Raw genomic sequence first — 14,458 nt, 5'->3', positions numbered from 1 at the left:
TCGCCCGCGGCGCATACCGTCTGCTCTCATGCGAGTGGACGTCCTGAGCAAGGAGTACCCCCCGGAGATCTACGGCGGGGCCGGGGTGCACGTCGCCGAGCTGGTGCGGGCTCTGCGGGCCGTGCCCGACGTCGACGCCCGCGTGCACGCCTTCGGCGCGCACCGCGAGGAGGAGGGCACCACCTCCTACGCCGACCTGATCGAGCTGGTCGGCGCCAACCCCGCGATCAAGACCCTCGGGGTCGACCTCGTCATGGCCGGCGACTGCGCCGGCGCCGACGTCGTGCACTCCCACACCTGGTACGCCAACCTGGCCGGGCACCTGGCCTCGCTGCTCCACGACGCCCCGCACGTCGTCACCGCCCACAGCCTGGAGCCGATGCGGCCCTGGAAGGCCGAGCAGCTCGGCGGCGGCTACGCGGTCTCCAGCTGGGCCGAGCGTACCGCGTACGAGTCCGCGGCCGCGGTCATCGCGGTCAGCGGGGCGATGCGCGACGACGTGCTGCGCAGCTACCCCGCCGTCGACCCGGACCGGGTCCACGTGGTGCACAACGGCATCGACACCGACCTGTGGTCGCCGACTCCGAACCCCGACCGGGTGCGCGAGCTCGGCGTCGACCCCGACCGGCCCAGCGTCGTCTTCGTCGGCCGGATCACCCGGCAGAAGGGGCTGCCGCTGTTCCTGCGCGCGGCGGCGCAGCTGCCGCCCGAGGTGCAGCTCGTGCTGTGCGCCGGCGCCCCCGACACCCCCGAGATCGAGGCCGAGGTGCGTGGCCTGGTCGACGGGCTGGCCGCCTCGCGCGAGGGCGTCGTGTGGATCGGCGAGATGCTGCCGCGCGCCGACGTCGTCGCGCTGCTCACCGCGGCGCAGGTGTTCGTCTGCCCGTCGGTCTACGAGCCACTGGGCATCGTCAACCTCGAGGCGATGGCGTGCCGGACCGCGGTCGTGGCCACCGCCACCGGCGGCATCCCCGAGGTGGTCGTGCCCGGCGAGACCGGCTGGCTGGTGCCCATCGAGCAGGCCGACGACGGCACCGGCACCCCGCTCGACCCCGAGACCTACGTCGCCGACCTCGCCGCCGCCCTCAACGACGCCGTCGCCGACCCCGCCCGCGCCGAGGCGTACGGTGCCGCCGGCCGCCGCCGCGCCCAGGAGTCCTTCGGCTGGCCCGCCATCGCCGAGCGGACGCTGGAGATCTACCGCTCCTTACGCGTGTAGCGACGGAAGCCTTCTGGCCATCACGCTGTTGGGCTGCTCATGCGAGCGATCGGAGTCAACCAGTACGGCGGTCCCGAGGCCCTGGAGGTGCTCGACCTCCCCGAGCCCCACGCCGGTGCCGGGGAGGTGCGGATCCGCGTCCACGCGGCCGCGGTCAACCCCACCGACACCGGCCTGCGATCCGGGCTCTACGACGAGCGGTTCGGTGAGCGGAAGCCGCCCTACGTGCCCGGCATGGACGCCGCCGGTGTCCTCGACGAGATCGGTGAGGGCGTGGCGGACTGGCAGGTCGGCGACGAGGTCCTGGCCATCGTGCTGCCCACGGGCCCGCACGGCGGGGCGTACGCCGACCAGGTGGTGGTGCCGGCCGAGTCGGTGGTGGCCAAGCCCGACGGCATCGACATGGCCCACGGCGCCACCCTGCTCATGAACGCGCTCACGGCCCGGCTGGCGCTGGACGCCTTCGACCTCGAGGAGGGCTCGACGGTGGCGGTGACGGGTGCGGCGGGTTCGTTCGGCGGCTACGTGATCGAGCTGGCCAAGGCCGACGGCCTACGGGTCCTGGCCGACGCCTCGGAGCAGGACGTAGCGCTGGTGGGCGAGCTGGGCGCCGACGACGTCGTCGAGCGCGGCGAGGGCGTCACCGAGCGCTTCCGCGAGCTGGCGCCCGACGGCGTCGACGCGCTCGCCGACGGCGCGGTGCGCGACGCCGAGGTGCTGGCGGCGGTCAAGGACGGCGGCGCGCTCGCCACGGTGCGCGGCTGGGACGGCCCCAGCGAGCGCGACATCGCCATCACGCCGGTGATGGTCTTCGCCCACGCCGGGCGCACCGAGCTCCTGGAGCGGCTGCGCGACCAGGCCGACGACGGCACGCTCACGCTGCGTGTCGCCGACGTGCTGCCGGCCGAGGAGGCAGTCGAGGCGCACCGCCGGCTCGAGGCCGGCGGCGTCAGGGGCCGGCTGGTGCTCGACTTCACCTGAGCACCGCCGGCTGACCCGCGCCGGATCAGGTCAGCTCGAGACCCGGGTAGAGCGGGTTGCGGGCGAGCATCTCGTCGATGCGCGCGTGAGTGCGTTCGGCGACGCCGTCGGCGAGCACGAAGGTGGCCTTGGAGGGCGCACCCGCCTTGGTGGTGCCGGCCGTGGTGTGGGAGAGGACGTCGACGATCAGCTCGGCCACGGTGTCGAACTCGCTCGACCCGAAGCCGCGGGTGGTGAGCGCGGGGGTCCCGAGCCGGACGCCGGTGGTGTACCAGGCGCCGTTGGGGTCCTGCGGCACCGAGTTGCGGTTGGTCACCACGCCCGCCTCGAGGAGCGCCGACTCGGCCTGGCGCCCGGTGAGCCCGAAGGAGCGCACGTCGAGCAGCACCAGGTGGTTGTCGGTGCCGCCGGTGACCAGCGTGGCGCCGCGGGTGAGGAAGCCCTCGGCCAGCGACTTGGCGTTGTCGGCGATGCGCTGGGCGTACTCGGCGAACTCCGGGCGGCGGGCCTCGGCGAAGGCCACCGCCTTGGCCGCCATGACGTGCGAGAGCGGACCGCCGAGCACCATCGGGCAGCCGCGGTCGACGTCGGCCGCGAACTCCTCCTGGGCGAGCACGAGGCCGCCGCGCGGGCCGCGCAGCGACTTGTGGGTGGTCGAGGTGGTGACGTGGGCGTGCGGCACCGGGTCCTCGTCGCCGGTGAATACCTTGCCCGCCACCAGGCCGGCGAAGTGGGCCATGTCGACCATGAGGGTGGCGCCGACCTCGTCGGCGATCTCGCGCATCTTGGCGAAGTTCACCCGGCGCGGGTAGGCGGAGTAGCCGGCGACCAGCACCATCGGCTTGAACTCGCGGGCCAGCTCGGCCACGCGGTCGTAGTCCAGCAGCCCGGTCTCGGGGTCGGTGCCGTACTGGCGCTGGTGGAACATCTTGCCGGAGATGTTGGGCCGGAAGCCGTGGGTGAGGTGGCCGCCGGCGTCGAGCGACATGCCGAGCAGCCGCTGGTTGCCCAGCTCGTGGCGCAGCGTCTCCCAGTCCTGCTCGGTCAGGTCGTTGACGCTCTTGGCCCCGAGCTTCTCCAGCGCCGGCGTCTCCACCCGGTGGGCCAGGATCGACCAGAAGGCCACCAGGTTGGCGTCGATGCCCGAGTGCGGCTGGGCGTAGGCGTACGGCGCACCGAACAGCTCGCGGGCGTGCTCGGCGGCCAGCGCCTCGACGGTGTCGACGTTCTGGCAGGCGGCGTAGAAGCGGTGACCGACCGTGCCCTCGGCGTACTTGTCGCTGAACCAGGTGCCCATCGTCAGCAGCACCGCCGGCGAGGCGTAGTTCTCGCTGGCGATCAACTTCAGCGATCCGCGCTGGTCGGCCAGCTCCTGGCGGGTGGCCTCGGCGATGCGGGGCTCGACGGACGCGATCACCTCCAGCGCGGCGTCGTAGGCGGTCGAGGCGGCCTTGGCGTACGGAAGCACCGGGGATTGCTCGGACATGGCGCCAGACTAGAGCCGCTGTCCAGTTGTCCACATCGTGGATAGGTGTCTCACTGCATGAGATTCAGGTTTGGTGGGAGGGGGTCCACCAGCCGAGACTCGTGTCCATGACCGCTGACCGCACGACCTGGCTCGTGGCCCGACGCCACGTGGACCTCGGTCGCCTGCGCAGCGCCATGTGTCTTCCTCGCTGATCTCTGCTGACCCCTGCTGCCCTCGGCTGCTCTCTGCGCACCCCAGCACTGTTCAAGGAAGCGACGGATGACCTCTCCTGCGATCGCCCGCACCACGCCCAACGGCACCGAGATCCCTCGTGCCAAGCGTGGCGAGGGTCAGTGGCTGCTCGGTTACACCGAGCCGCTGAACAAGAACGAGCAGTCCAAGAAGGACGACAACCCGCTCAACGTCCGCGCGCGCATCCTCAACATCTACTCCAAGCGCGGGTTCTCCTCCATCGACCCCGCCGACCTGCGCGGCCGGTTCCGCTGGATGGGCCTCTACACCCAGCGCGCCCCCGGCCTCGACGGCGGCAAGACCGCGATGCTGGAGGAGGAGGAGCTCGACGACGAGTACTTCATGATGCGCGTGCGCTCCGACGGCGCGATCCTCCCCGCCGCCACCCTCCGCGCCCTGGGCGTCGTCGGGCGCGACTACGCGCGTGACACCGCCGACGTCACCGACCGCGAGAACATCCAGTACCACTGGATCCGCATCGAGGACGTCCCCGCGATCTGGGAGACCCTCGACGCCGCCGGGCTCGACACCACGGAGGCCTGCGGCGACAGTCCGCGGCCGTTCCTGGGCTCGCCCGTGGCCGGCGTCGCCGCCGACGAGATCATCGACGGCACCTCCGCGCTGGAGGAGATCAAGCGTCGCTACATCGGCGATCCCGCCTTCTCGAACCTGCCGCGCAAGTTCAAGACCGCGCTGACCGGCCACCCCAGCCACGACGTGTCGCCGGAGACCAACGACGTCTCCTTCGTGGGCACGGTGCACCCCGAGCACGGCCCCGGGTTCGACCTGTGGGTCGGCGGCGGCCTGTCCACCAACCCGATGCTCGCCCAGAAGCTGGGGGTCTGGATCGCGTTAAAGGACGTGCCCGACGTCTGGGCGGCCGTCGCCTCCACCTTCCGCGACTACGGCTACCGCCGGCTGCGCTCGCGGGCGCGGCTGAAGTTCCTGGTCGCCGACTGGGGCAAGGAGAAGTTCCGCGAGGTGCTCGAGAAGGAGTACCTGGGCCGCGCGCTCGTCGACAACCCCTCGCCGCAGGCACCCGAGGCGCAGGGCGACCACATCGGCGTCCACGAGCAGCACGACGGCCGGTTCTACGTCGGCCTCGCGCCCGTCGTCGGCCGCGTCTCCGGCACGATCCTCACCGACCTGGCCGACCTGGTCGAGCAGGTCGGCGCCGACGGCGCCCGGCTGACCGCCTACCAGAAGATCGTGGTGCTCGGCGTCGACGCCGACCGCGTCGAGGAGTTCTGCGAGGGCGCCGAGCGCATCGGGCTCACCGCCCGGCCCAGCAACTGGCGGCGCAGCACGATGGCCTGCACCGGCATCGAGTTCTGCAAGCTGGCCATCGTCGAGACCAAGGACCGCGCCCGGCGGCTGGTCGACGAGCTCGAGCAGCGCTTCCCCGAGCTCGACGTGCCGATCAGCGTCAACGTCAACGGCTGTCCCAACGCCTGCGCGCGCACCCAGGTGGCCGACATCGGCCTCAAGGGCCAGCTGGTCATGGACGACGACGGCCACCAGGTCGAGGGCTTCCAGGTGCACCTGGGCGGTGCCCTCGGGCTGCACGCGGACTTCGGCCGCAAGCTGCGCGCGCACAAGGTCACCAGCGCCGGTCTCGGCGACTACGTCAGCGGCGTCGTGACCAACTACCTGGAGCACCGCAAGGACGACGAGTCCTTCGCGGGCTGGGCCGCCCGCGCCGACGAGGAGCTGCTCCGTGGCTAGCAACCAGCGGGCGTTCCCGAACCACTGCCCCTACTGCGGCGACACCGACCTGTGGCCCCACCAGTCCTCCGAGGACTCCCCCGGTTTCGGGGAGTGGGAATGCCGCTCGTGCCTGCGAGCATTCAAGCTGACGATGATCGGACAACTCCACAGGAGCCAGTCATGACCGCCGTCAGCACCATGCGGGCCCGCGCGGCCCGCGGCTCCGACACCGTCGGACGCAGCACCGAGGAGCTGCGCGAGATCGTCGACAACGTCGGCGCCGAGCTCGAGCTCGCCCCCGCCGAGGTCATCGTGGAGTGGGCCGTCGCCACCTTCGGCGACCGGTTCGCCATCACGGCCTCGATGGGCGACGCCGTGCTCTCCCACCTCGCCTCGAAGGTCGCCCCGGGCGTCGACGTCGTGTTCCTCGACACCGGCTACCACTTCGCCGAGACCATCGGCACCCGCGACGCGGTGGCCGCCACCCTCGACGTCACCCTGGTCAACGTCACGCCCGAGCAGACCGTGGCCCAGCAGGACGCGGCCTACGGCAAGGACCTCTTCGCCCGCGACCCCGACCTGTGCTGCGCGCTGCGCAAGGTGCAGCCGCTGGCCAAGACGCTGGCGAACTACGACGCCTGGGCCACCGGGCTGCGCCGGGAGGAGACCCACAACCGGGTCATCGCCCCCGTCGTCGGCTGGGACGAGAAGAAGCAGAAGGTGCGCGTCTCGCCCCTGGCCCGCTGGTCCGACGCCCAGGTCGAGGCCTACATCGCCGAGAACGGCGTCCTGGTCAACCCGCTGCAGTACGACGGGTACCCCTCCATCGGCTGCTGGCCGTGCACGCAGCGGGTCGCCGAGGGCGCCGACCCGCGCAGCGGGCGCTGGGCCGGGCTGAACAAGACCGAGTGCGGGATCAACCAGTAGCCATGACCGCCCCTGCCATCGTCACGCTCGCCCACGGCAGCCGCGACCCGCGGCACGCCGCCACCGTCGCCCAGCTGGTCGGCGAGGTCCGAGCGCTGCGCCCAGACCTGGTCGTCGAGCCGGCCTACCTCGAGCTCTCCATGCCCTCGCTGGACACTGTCGTCGACCGGCTCGTGCGCCGCGGCGTCGAGGAGATCGTCGTCGTGCCGCTGCTGCTGAGCGAGGCCTACCACGCGAAGGTCGACGTCCCCGCGGGCGTGCAGGCCGCCACCGAGCGGCACCCGTCGCTGAAGATCCGCGCCAGCAAGGTGCTCGGGCTGGAGGCCGAGTACCTCGAGGTGCTCGACCGCCGACTGCGCGACGCCCTCAGCACGGCCCGCGTGCGCGAGCTCGACGCCCTGGTGCTGGCCGCGGCCGGCTCCAGCGACGCCCTGGCCAACGCCGCGGTCGCTCGGCTCGCGCGCATCTGGGGTGCCCGGCACCGGCTGCCGGTGCGGGCGGCCTACGCCTCGGCCACTCCCCCGGCCACCGGGGAGGCCGTGCGCGCCTTCTGGCAGCAGGGCCGCCGCCACGTCGCCGTCGCCTCGATGTTCCTGGCACCCGGGTTCCTGCCCGACCGGGCCGCCGAGCTGGCCCTGGAGGCCGGCGCCGTCGCCGTCTCCGAGCCGCTGGGCGCCGACCCGGTGCTGGCCCGCGCCATCCTGGCCCGCTACGCCGTGGGTGCCGTCGAGCTCGTCCCGGTGTAGCGGCGGCCGGGTCGCTACGGGGTGGACGCCGCTGGCCCGGGTCGTCCGTTCACCACGGCACCATGGTGAACGGATGGTTCCCACGACGTACGACCCGTGGGAACCATCCATTCGTCGTGGGAAGCACAGCGCCCACGGCTCGCGTCACGCCGCTGTCATCCAAGCGACCTAGCCTGAGACCATGAGTGCAGCAGCCGAGCTCCGTGAGCGTGTCCTGACCGCCAAGCAATCCGCCGGGCTCACCTGGTCGGAGATCGCCGACACGCTCGACCGGCCGAAGGAGTGGACCGTCTCGGCGCTGTTCGGGATGCACCCGGTGCCGAAGGACCTGGCCGAGCGGGCCGGGGCGCTGCTGGACCTGGACCCCGCCGACGTCGCGCTGCTGCAGCGCCAGCCCTACCGCACGGCCGAGCCGGAGCTGGCCAGCGACCCCACGATCTACCGCTTCCACGAGGCGCTCGCGGTCTACGGGCCGGCCATCAAGGAGCTGATCCACGAGGAGTTCGGCGACGGCATCATGAGCGCCATCAACTTCAAGCTTGACGTCAGCCGCCGTCCGGATCCCGGCGGCGACCGGGTGGTCGTCACCTTCGACGGCAAGTTCCTCGACTACGCCTGGTAGCTCAGCGCACCTCGTAGAAGTCGATCTCGACGCTCGCGGGCCGGCGCCGGCCCACGCCGAGCACGATCCGGCGCGCGAGGGGCGCCAGCTCGGGGTCGTCGGTGCTGAACCGGGCCACGGTGCGCATGTAGACCTGCTCGGGGTCGACCGGCTCGCCGCGCAGCAGGGCCTGGCCGGTCTCCGCGGAGGTGGTGCGGACGCCGTCGTTCTCCACCAGCAGCAGGCCGCCGGTGTCGAGGTCGACCGCATAGCGGGCCGAAAGCTCGATGAACTCGGCGTCGGCGTCCTGCCAGTCGGCGCCGCCGGGCCGGACGGTGCCGGTGCGACCGCTGGCGAAGCTCACGGTGCCGCCCTCGATCGGGATCATCCGCCGCAGCCGACCGTTGGCGCCCCCCACCGCGACCGGTGCGCCGACGTCGACCAGCGCGGTGGCTACGAACACGAGCGCGGGCGGCGTCATGCCACCCGCCGGGCCAGGTGCAGCTGCAGGTCGCGTCGCACCGGCACCGGGTCGGGCAGCATCGCCCGGATCCGGCCCAGCACGTCGTCGCGCTGGGCGTCGGGCAGCACGATGAACGCCGAGACCGTCGACATCTGGCCGATCAGGTCGTCGGCGGCCAGGTCGTAGAACCGGGTCAGGTCGTGCTCGACGACCTCGTCGAAGAGCGGTGAGTCCCGCAGCTCGTTGGCCGGCCACGCGGTGCCGTCGTCGCTGCCGCGGGCACCGGAGGTGCGCTCACCACCCACGGCCTCACGGCGCACCCGGCCGACCTCGGCGTCGAGTGCCTCGTCGGCGATGTTCGTCGGTCCGCCCAGGCAGCCGAACCAGCCGCCCGGCACCAGCAGCTCCGCCGCGTGCTGCCAGCGGGTGTCGGGGTCGGTCCAGTGGAACGCCGCGGCGGCGTAGAGCAGGTCGACCGGCTCGGCGTGGAGCTGCTCGAAGGTGGTGGGCACGATCGTCACCGGCAGCCCCGCCGTCGTGCGCGCGAGCACGGCGGCCATGTCGGGGTCGGGCTCGACGGCGCTCACCGGCACTCCGCGAGCCGCGACCACGCGGGTGGCCTTGCCGGTGCCCGCGCCGACCTCGATCGCCGACGACGGGCCGCTGGCCAGCAGCAGGTCGACCACGTCGTCGCCGTAGCCGGGCCGGTAGCGCTCGTAGCGCTCGGCGACCGATCCGAAGCTCAGACTGCGGGGTGAGGGGTACGCCATGGTTCCCAATCTAGGCTCGCGGAGATGAGCCGACCCGTTCGGCTGGTGTACCCACACCAGCTCTTCGCCCAGCACCTGCAGGCAGCCGCGGGCACCACCTTCGTGATGGTCGAGGACGACCTGTTCTTCCGCCAGTACCGGTTCCACACCCAGAAGCTGGTGCTGCACCGGGCCTCGATGCGGCGCTTCGCGACCCGGCTGCGCGAGGCCGGCTACGACGTCGAGGTGGTCGAGACCGACGGCCGGTCGGCGAGCGGCAGCCGGTTGGTCGAGGTGCTCGAGCGGCTGCGGCCCGACCGGGTCCGTGTCTACGACGTGGTCGACGACTGGCTCGCGCGCGACTGCACCGCCGCCCTGACGGATGCGGGCTACGAACTGCGCGGCGACGACGTGCTGGAGTCGCCGAACTTCCTCACCACGCGCCAGCAGCTGCACGAGTGGTTCGGCGCCCACCCGGCGCGCATGCAGCACTTCTACTCCTGGCAGCGCCAGCGGCTCGACGTGCTGGTCGAGGGCGACCGGCCGGTCGGTGGGCAGTGGTCCTTCGACCCCGAGAACCGCAAGAAGCTCCCGAAGGACCACCCGGTGCCCGAGGTCGCGTGGCCCGCACGGGTGCCGGAGGTGGACGAGGCCATCGACTGGGTGCGCGAGCGGTTCCCCGACAACCCCGGCGACGCCACCGCCTTCCACTGGCCGACCTCCCACGACGAGGCCGCGGCCGGCTACCGGGCGTTCCTGGCCGAGCGGTTCGAGCAGTTCGGCCCCTACGAAGACGCGATCGCCGCCGACCAGCCGTTCCTGTTCCACTCCGCGATCACGCCGGGCCTCAACATCGGGCTGCTCGACCCACATGACGTCCTGGACCGGGCGCTGGAGGTCGACGGCGTCGAGCTGGCGTCGCTGGAGGGATTCGTCCGTCAGCTGATCGGCTGGCGGGAGTACATGCGCGCCACCTACCACCACTACGGACGCCGGATGCGCTCGGGCAACCGGCTCGTGCACACCCGCCCGCTCGCCGAGGGCTGGTGGACCGCCGAGGTCGGCCTGGCCCCGATCGACCGGGTGGTCGAGCGCGTGCTCGAGCACGGTTGGTGCCACCACATCGAGCGGCTGATGGTGCTCGGCAACGCGATGTGTCTGATGCGCACCGACCCGGACGCCGTCTACGAGTGGTTCATGGAGATGTTCGTCGACGCCTACGACTGGGTGATGGTGCCGAACGTCTACGCCATGAGCCAGTTCGCCGCCGGCGAGGCCATCACCACCAAGCCCTACGTCTCCGGCTCGAACTACCTGCGCAAGATGAGCGACTTCCCCCGCGGGGACTGGGATGCCGCCTGGGACGGGCTGTACTGGACCTTCGTGCGCGACCACCGCGACGTCTTCGAGCACAACGCCCGCTCGAACTTCGCGGTGCGCCACTACGACGGCCTCGACGCGGCGAAGAAGGCCGCGCACACGAAGGCCGCCTCACCCTGGCTGTGAGGCTCGCGCTACCTGACCAGCGCCTCGAGCAGCCGCCCCAGCTCGGCGGCGGGGTCCTCGGTCAGGCCGCCGTGCACCGGGCCCGGTTGCACGACGGTCGAGCGCGGGGCCTTGAGGAAGCCGAACCGGGTGGAGAGGTCGCGACCGGCCACCTCGCCCAGGTCCTCCTCGCCACGGCAGACGCCCTCGACGAACCGCAGCCCGGCGTAGACCGCCTCGACGTCCACGCCGGGCGCGAGTGCCCGCAGCCGTTCGACGGCGACGTCGCAGCGGCAGTCCAGGAAGCCGGTGGCCTGGCAGTAGAGCACCACGCCGACGTTGACGAACTCCTCGCGGTCCACGCGCGGCACGCAGCGCAGCGTGACGTACTGGTAGGGGTTCACGGCAGCCACGGCCGTCCGCCGTCGCGCCGCGCGCGCAGGAACTCCACGTAGACCGAGCGCAACGCCTCCGGGGTCTCGGTCCCCGGCACCGACGTCAGCCAGGCGTCCGGCACGTCGGCGACCACCGAGCGCAGGACACCGTCGTCCACCGCGGCCGCGCACACCTCGTCCACCGTGCGGGCGGCGGCGACCCTTCGCGCCAGCACGTGGTCGCCGACGTCGTAGGGCTGGGCGGCGAACCGCTCCGGCGAGCCGACGCCGCCGGTCCAGCCGTGGTGGAAGTACAGCGCCGCGCCGTGGTCGATCAGCCACGGCCGGCCGTGCCAGACCAGCAGATTGGGGTTGCGCCACGAGCGGTCGACGTTGGCGACGAAGGAGTCGAGCCACAGCAGCCGGCCGGCGAAGTCCTCACCCACCACGTGGCTGGTGTCGAACCCGAACGAGCCGGGCAGGAAGTCGACGCCCAGGTTCGAGCCGAGGCTGGCCTGCAGCAGGTCCTGCACCTCCTCGTCGGCCTCGTAGCGCGCGATCGGCTCGGTGAGCTCGACGGTGACCTGGCGCGGCGTGTCCAGCCCGAGCGCCCGGGCGAGACCGGCCACCACCACCTCGGCCACCAGCACGTTGACACCCTGGCCGGCGCCGCGGAACTTGGTGACGTAGATGCCCAGGTCGTCGGCCTCCACCAGTCCGGGCAGCGAGCCGCCCTCGCGCAGCGGCGCGACGTAGCGGGTGGCCCGGACCTGCTGGAGACCGGCAGCGACTACCACGTCTCGCCGACCAGCCGGGCCCGCTGGACGTCGACGTCGTAGCTCGGCTTCGGCCACCCCAGGTCGAGCCCACGCAGCGCCTCGAGGGCCAGGGTGGCCACGGCCCAGTTGCGGTACCACTTGTGGTCGCTGGGCACGACGAACCAGGGGGCCGCCTCGGTGTTGCACCGCTCCAGGGCGATCTCGTAGGCCTCGGTGTAGGCCGGCCAGACGGCTCGCTCGTCGACGTCGCCGGGGTTGAACTTCCACTGCTTGTGGGGGGTCTCCAGGCGGCTCAGCAGCCGCTCCTTCTGGGTGTCGGGCGAGATGTGCAGCATGCACTTGACGACGGTGGTGCCCGCCTCGACCAGCCGCTGCTCGAAGTCGTTGATCGCGCCGTAGCGGCGCTCGATCTCCGCCGGCTCGGCCATCTGGTGCACCCGCTGGATGAGCACGTCCTCGTAGTGGGAGCGGTCGAAGAAGCCGATCCGGCCGGCCGCCGGCACCGCCCGCTCGACGCGCCAGAGGAAGTCGTGGGCGCGCTCCTCCTCGGTGGGCTTGCCGAAGGAGGTGATCCGCAGCGCCGAGGGGTTGAACACCCCGGCCGCGTGCTTGAGCACCCCGCCCTTCCCGCTGGTGTCCATCCCCTGTAGCACCACCAGCACGCGCCGCGGGTCTCCGACGTAGCCACCCGCGAGCAGCTTCTCCTCCAGGTCGAACAGCTCGGGGTCCATGGCCTCGAGCGCGGCCTTGCCCTCGGCCTTGCCGCCCTTGAGGCCGGGGGTGGCGGACGGGTCGTGGTCGGCCAGGCTCACCGGGCCCGCCGGGAGCTGGAGACGGTCTATGAGGGACGTCGGCATGCGCCGAGGCTAGCGTCGTGCCGTGCGATCCACCCCGGTGCCGGACCCGCCGCAGCTCGACGACGGTGAGATCCGTCTGCGTCGGCGACGCATCTCGGACGTTCCCGCGATCGCGAGCGGCGTGAACGACCCGGAGAGCTTGCGCTGGCTCGACGCTCCCCCGCCGAATGCGGACGACGCCGAGGCCAGCCTGCGCCGTGTGGAGGAGGCCTTCGGGCGTGGGACGGCGGCCCCCCTGGTCATCGCCGACGTGGGCACCGATGCTCCGCTCGGACTGCTCTCCGTGCAGTTCCGCAGCGACACCGTGGCCACCCTCGCCTACACCGTCTTCCCGGCCGCCCGGGGTCGCGGAGCAGCCACCCGGGCCGTGGCGCTCGCACGCGAGTGGGCGTTCAGTGGTCTCGCGCTGGCCGAGCTCCGCCTCGAGATCGACGGCGACAACGAGGCTTCGCTCCGGGTGGCCGAGCGGGCCGGCTTCGCGCTGCTTCCCGAGGTCCTCACGCCCCGGGGCGAGCGGGTCTACGCCGTCCGCGGCCCGGCACGGTGACGCCCCGCAGGTGACGGCCGACCCCGTGAGCGTCGAGCTCTGCTCGGCGTGGCTGCGGGTCGGCGACGACTGATCGAGGTGCGTCGAGGAGGATGTCCTCGATGTCCACACCTCGTCGCAGCGGCGTCCAGCTGCACATCACGTCCCTACCCGAGGGCCGGCTCGGCGACTCCGCCCGGGCGTTCGTCGACTGGCTGGCCGAGGCCGGGCAGTCGGTGTGGCAGGTGCTGCCGCTCTCGGTGCCCGACGAGCACGGCTCGCCCTACAAGTCGCCCTCGGCCTTCGCCTGCTCCCCCGCCCTGCTGGAGCACCCGGCCGCACCGGTCACCCAGGAGGAGATCGCCGCCTTCACCGCCCGTGAGGCGTACTGGGTGCCGTCGTGGACCCGCTTCGGCGGCGACGTCGCCGACCAGGTGCGCTTCGAGCGCGAGTGGGGCGACCTGCGCCGCTACGCCGCCGAGCGCGGCGTCGAGGTGATGGGCGACGTGCCGATCTACGTCGCGCCCGAGGGTGCCGATGAGAAGCACTGGCCCGGTTTCTTCCGCGACGACGCCGTGGCCGGCGTCCCACCGGACGCCTACGCCGCGACCGGCCAGCTGTGGGGCAACCCGCTCTACCGCTGGGACGTGCTCGCCGCCGACGAGTACCGCTGGTGGGTCGAGCGGCTGCGGCGCACGTTCTCGCTGTTCGACCTGGTGCGGCTGGACCACTTCCGCGGCTTCGCGGCGTACTGGGCCGTACCGGCCGGCGACGCGACGGCCATGAACGGGGTGTGGGAGACCGGGCCCGGCCGGGCGCTCTTCGACGCGGCGACCGACTCCCTGGGCGCGCTGCCCGTGCTGGCCGAGGACCTCGGCGACATCGACCAGCCGGTGCACGACCTGCGTGACGCCCTCGGCTACCCGGGCATGGCAGTGCTGCAGTTCGGGTTCGACCCCGGCTCGGGCGACAACACCCACGACCCGGTGAACCTGCGCGAGCACCAGGTCGTCTACACCGGCACCCACGACAACGACACCACCGTCGGCTGGTGGGACACGCTGCCCGCCGAGCGCCGGACGCTGGCCGAGGCCGCCGGCGTCGACCCGGCCGACCCGTCGTGGAGCCTCATCGCGCTGGCGTGGTCGAGTCCGTGCGAGCTGGCGATGACCCAGGCCCAGGACCTGCTCTCGCTGGGCACCGAGGCCCGGATGAACCAGCCCGGGCTGGAGGGCGGCTGGCGCTGGCGCATGGAGCCCGGCACGCTCACCCCAGCGCTGGCGGCCCGGCTGCGCGAGGCGACCCAGGACGCGGGGCGGGCCGG

At 72.4% G+C, this 14,458-nt stretch carries 15 protein-coding genes; 9 read left to right on the top strand and 6 right to left on the bottom strand.

Translation table 11 applies throughout. The features are described 5' to 3' along the window. The first annotated feature begins 28 nt into the window (after window positions 1-28). Together glgA and D9V37_RS11715 are read left to right on the top strand one after the other, a co-directional pair. The gene (glgA, locus tag D9V37_RS11720) at window positions 29-1,219 is read left to right on the top strand and encodes a glycogen synthase (protein ID WP_121806316.1); all 1,191 of its coding nucleotides are present in this window, start codon (window positions 29-31) and stop codon (window positions 1,217-1,219) included. A gap of 39 nt (window positions 1,220-1,258) precedes the next feature. After that, on the top strand, window positions 1,259-2,200 hold the full coding sequence (locus D9V37_RS11715; protein WP_121806315.1) for an NADP-dependent oxidoreductase: 942 nt from the start codon (window positions 1,259-1,261) through the stop codon (window positions 2,198-2,200). A gap of 25 nt (window positions 2,201-2,225) precedes the next feature. Here D9V37_RS11715 and D9V37_RS11710 read toward each other — a convergent pair whose 3' ends face one another. Further along, window positions 2,226-3,686 (bottom strand): glycine hydroxymethyltransferase, encoded by a 1,461-nt coding sequence (locus D9V37_RS11710; protein ID WP_121806314.1) that lies wholly within the window; start codon window positions 3,684-3,686, stop codon window positions 2,226-2,228. Window positions 3,687-3,947: 261 nt separating this feature from the next. On the opposite strand from D9V37_RS11710, the gene D9V37_RS11705 reads away from it, so the two are divergent. From D9V37_RS11705 to cynS, 4 genes are all read left to right on the top strand, one after another. Further along, window positions 3,948-5,645, top strand: a complete 1,698-nt coding sequence (locus D9V37_RS11705) for a nitrite/sulfite reductase (RefSeq protein ID WP_121806313.1) — start codon at window positions 3,948-3,950, stop codon at window positions 5,643-5,645. Between the two features lie 162 nt (window positions 5,646-5,807). After that, on the top strand, window positions 5,808-6,554 hold the full coding sequence (locus D9V37_RS11700) for a phosphoadenylyl-sulfate reductase (protein WP_121806312.1): 747 nt from the start codon (window positions 5,808-5,810) through the stop codon (window positions 6,552-6,554). A gap of 2 nt (window positions 6,555-6,556) precedes the next feature. Next, window positions 6,557-7,300, top strand: a complete 744-nt coding sequence (locus D9V37_RS11695) for a sirohydrochlorin chelatase (protein ID WP_121806311.1) — start codon at window positions 6,557-6,559, stop codon at window positions 7,298-7,300. Window positions 7,301-7,481: 181 nt separating this feature from the next. Next, window positions 7,482-7,922, top strand: a complete 441-nt coding sequence (gene cynS, locus D9V37_RS11690) for a cyanase (RefSeq protein ID WP_121806310.1) — start codon at window positions 7,482-7,484, stop codon at window positions 7,920-7,922. 1 nt (window position 7,923) lies between these two features. Here the strand turns inward: cynS and D9V37_RS11685 are convergent, their stop codons facing one another. Continuing rightward, entirely contained in the window at window positions 7,924-8,382 is a 459-nt protein-coding gene (locus D9V37_RS11685) for a DUF3237 family protein (RefSeq protein WP_121806309.1), read from the bottom strand. Further along, window positions 8,379-9,134, bottom strand: coding sequence for a class I SAM-dependent methyltransferase (locus tag D9V37_RS11680; RefSeq protein WP_121806308.1), 756 nt, complete (start codon window positions 9,132-9,134; stop codon window positions 8,379-8,381). The genes D9V37_RS11685 and D9V37_RS11680 overlap by 4 nt, the downstream gene beginning before the upstream one ends. Before the next feature lie 24 nt (window positions 9,135-9,158). Between D9V37_RS11680 and D9V37_RS11675 the strand changes: the two genes are divergently transcribed. Beyond that, on the top strand, window positions 9,159-10,619 hold the full coding sequence (locus tag D9V37_RS11675) for a cryptochrome/photolyase family protein (RefSeq protein ID WP_121806307.1): 1,461 nt from the start codon (window positions 9,159-9,161) through the stop codon (window positions 10,617-10,619). A gap of 8 nt (window positions 10,620-10,627) precedes the next feature. Here D9V37_RS11675 and D9V37_RS11670 read toward each other — a convergent pair whose 3' ends face one another. Genes D9V37_RS11670 through D9V37_RS11660 form a run of 3 tightly spaced genes read right to left on the bottom strand, consistent with a single transcriptional unit; the run spans window position 10,628 to window position 12,608 of the window. Further along, a complete protein-coding gene (locus tag D9V37_RS11670; protein ID WP_121806306.1) occupies window positions 10,628-11,011 on the bottom strand; it encodes a DUF3037 domain-containing protein in 384 nt (127 codons plus the stop codon). Continuing rightward, entirely contained in the window at window positions 10,999-11,769 is a 771-nt protein-coding gene (locus D9V37_RS11665) for a HipA family kinase (protein ID WP_121806305.1), read from the bottom strand. Before D9V37_RS11665 ends, D9V37_RS11670 begins: the two co-directional genes overlap by 13 nt. Beyond that, entirely contained in the window at window positions 11,763-12,608 is an 846-nt protein-coding gene (locus tag D9V37_RS11660; protein WP_121806304.1) for a PPK2 family polyphosphate kinase, read from the bottom strand. Before D9V37_RS11660 ends, D9V37_RS11665 begins: the two co-directional genes overlap by 7 nt. A 22-nt stretch (window positions 12,609-12,630) precedes the next feature. On the opposite strand from D9V37_RS11660, the gene D9V37_RS11655 reads away from it, so the two are divergent. After that, window positions 12,631-13,155, top strand: coding sequence for a GNAT family N-acetyltransferase (locus tag D9V37_RS11655; RefSeq protein WP_121806303.1), 525 nt, complete (start codon window positions 12,631-12,633; stop codon window positions 13,153-13,155). A 101-nt stretch (window positions 13,156-13,256) separates the two neighbouring features. After that, window positions 13,257-14,458, top strand: a 1,202-nt coding sequence (locus D9V37_RS11650; RefSeq protein ID WP_198412506.1) for a 4-alpha-glucanotransferase, incomplete at its 3' end; no start/stop codon positions are given.

This window comes from Nocardioides mangrovicus (assembly GCF_003674065.1).
Classification (GTDB): Bacteria; Actinomycetota; Actinomycetes; order Propionibacteriales; family Nocardioidaceae; genus Marmoricola; species Marmoricola mangrovicus.
Note: the sequence above shows the minus strand (reverse complement) of the source record. Positions and strands in the feature narration are given on the sequence as shown.

Coding starts and splice junctions, on each gene's coding strand:
- D9V37_RS11710 (WP_121806314.1), bottom strand. CDS start 3,686: ATGTCCGAGCAATCCCCGGTGCTTCCGTACGCCAAGGCCGCCTCGACC.
- D9V37_RS11700 (WP_121806312.1), top strand. CDS start 5,808: ATGACCGCCGTCAGCACCATGCGGGCCCGCGCGGCCCGCGGCTCCGAC.
- cynS (WP_121806310.1), top strand. CDS start 7,482: ATGAGTGCAGCAGCCGAGCTCCGTGAGCGTGTCCTGACCGCCAAGCAA.
- D9V37_RS11675 (WP_121806307.1), top strand. CDS start 9,159: ATGAGCCGACCCGTTCGGCTGGTGTACCCACACCAGCTCTTCGCCCAG.
- D9V37_RS11685 (WP_121806309.1), bottom strand. CDS start 8,382: ATGACGCCGCCCGCGCTCGTGTTCGTAGCCACCGCGCTGGTCGACGTC.
- D9V37_RS11660 (WP_121806304.1), bottom strand. CDS start 12,608: ATGCCGACGTCCCTCATAGACCGTCTCCAGCTCCCGGCGGGCCCGGTG.
- D9V37_RS11705 (WP_121806313.1), top strand. CDS start 3,948: ATGACCTCTCCTGCGATCGCCCGCACCACGCCCAACGGCACCGAGATC.
- D9V37_RS11715 (WP_121806315.1), top strand. CDS start 1,259: ATGCGAGCGATCGGAGTCAACCAGTACGGCGGTCCCGAGGCCCTGGAG.
- D9V37_RS11695 (WP_121806311.1), top strand. CDS start 6,557: ATGACCGCCCCTGCCATCGTCACGCTCGCCCACGGCAGCCGCGACCCG.
- glgA (WP_121806316.1), top strand. CDS start 29: ATGCGAGTGGACGTCCTGAGCAAGGAGTACCCCCCGGAGATCTACGGC.
- D9V37_RS11680 (WP_121806308.1), bottom strand. CDS start 9,134: ATGGCGTACCCCTCACCCCGCAGTCTGAGCTTCGGATCGGTCGCCGAG.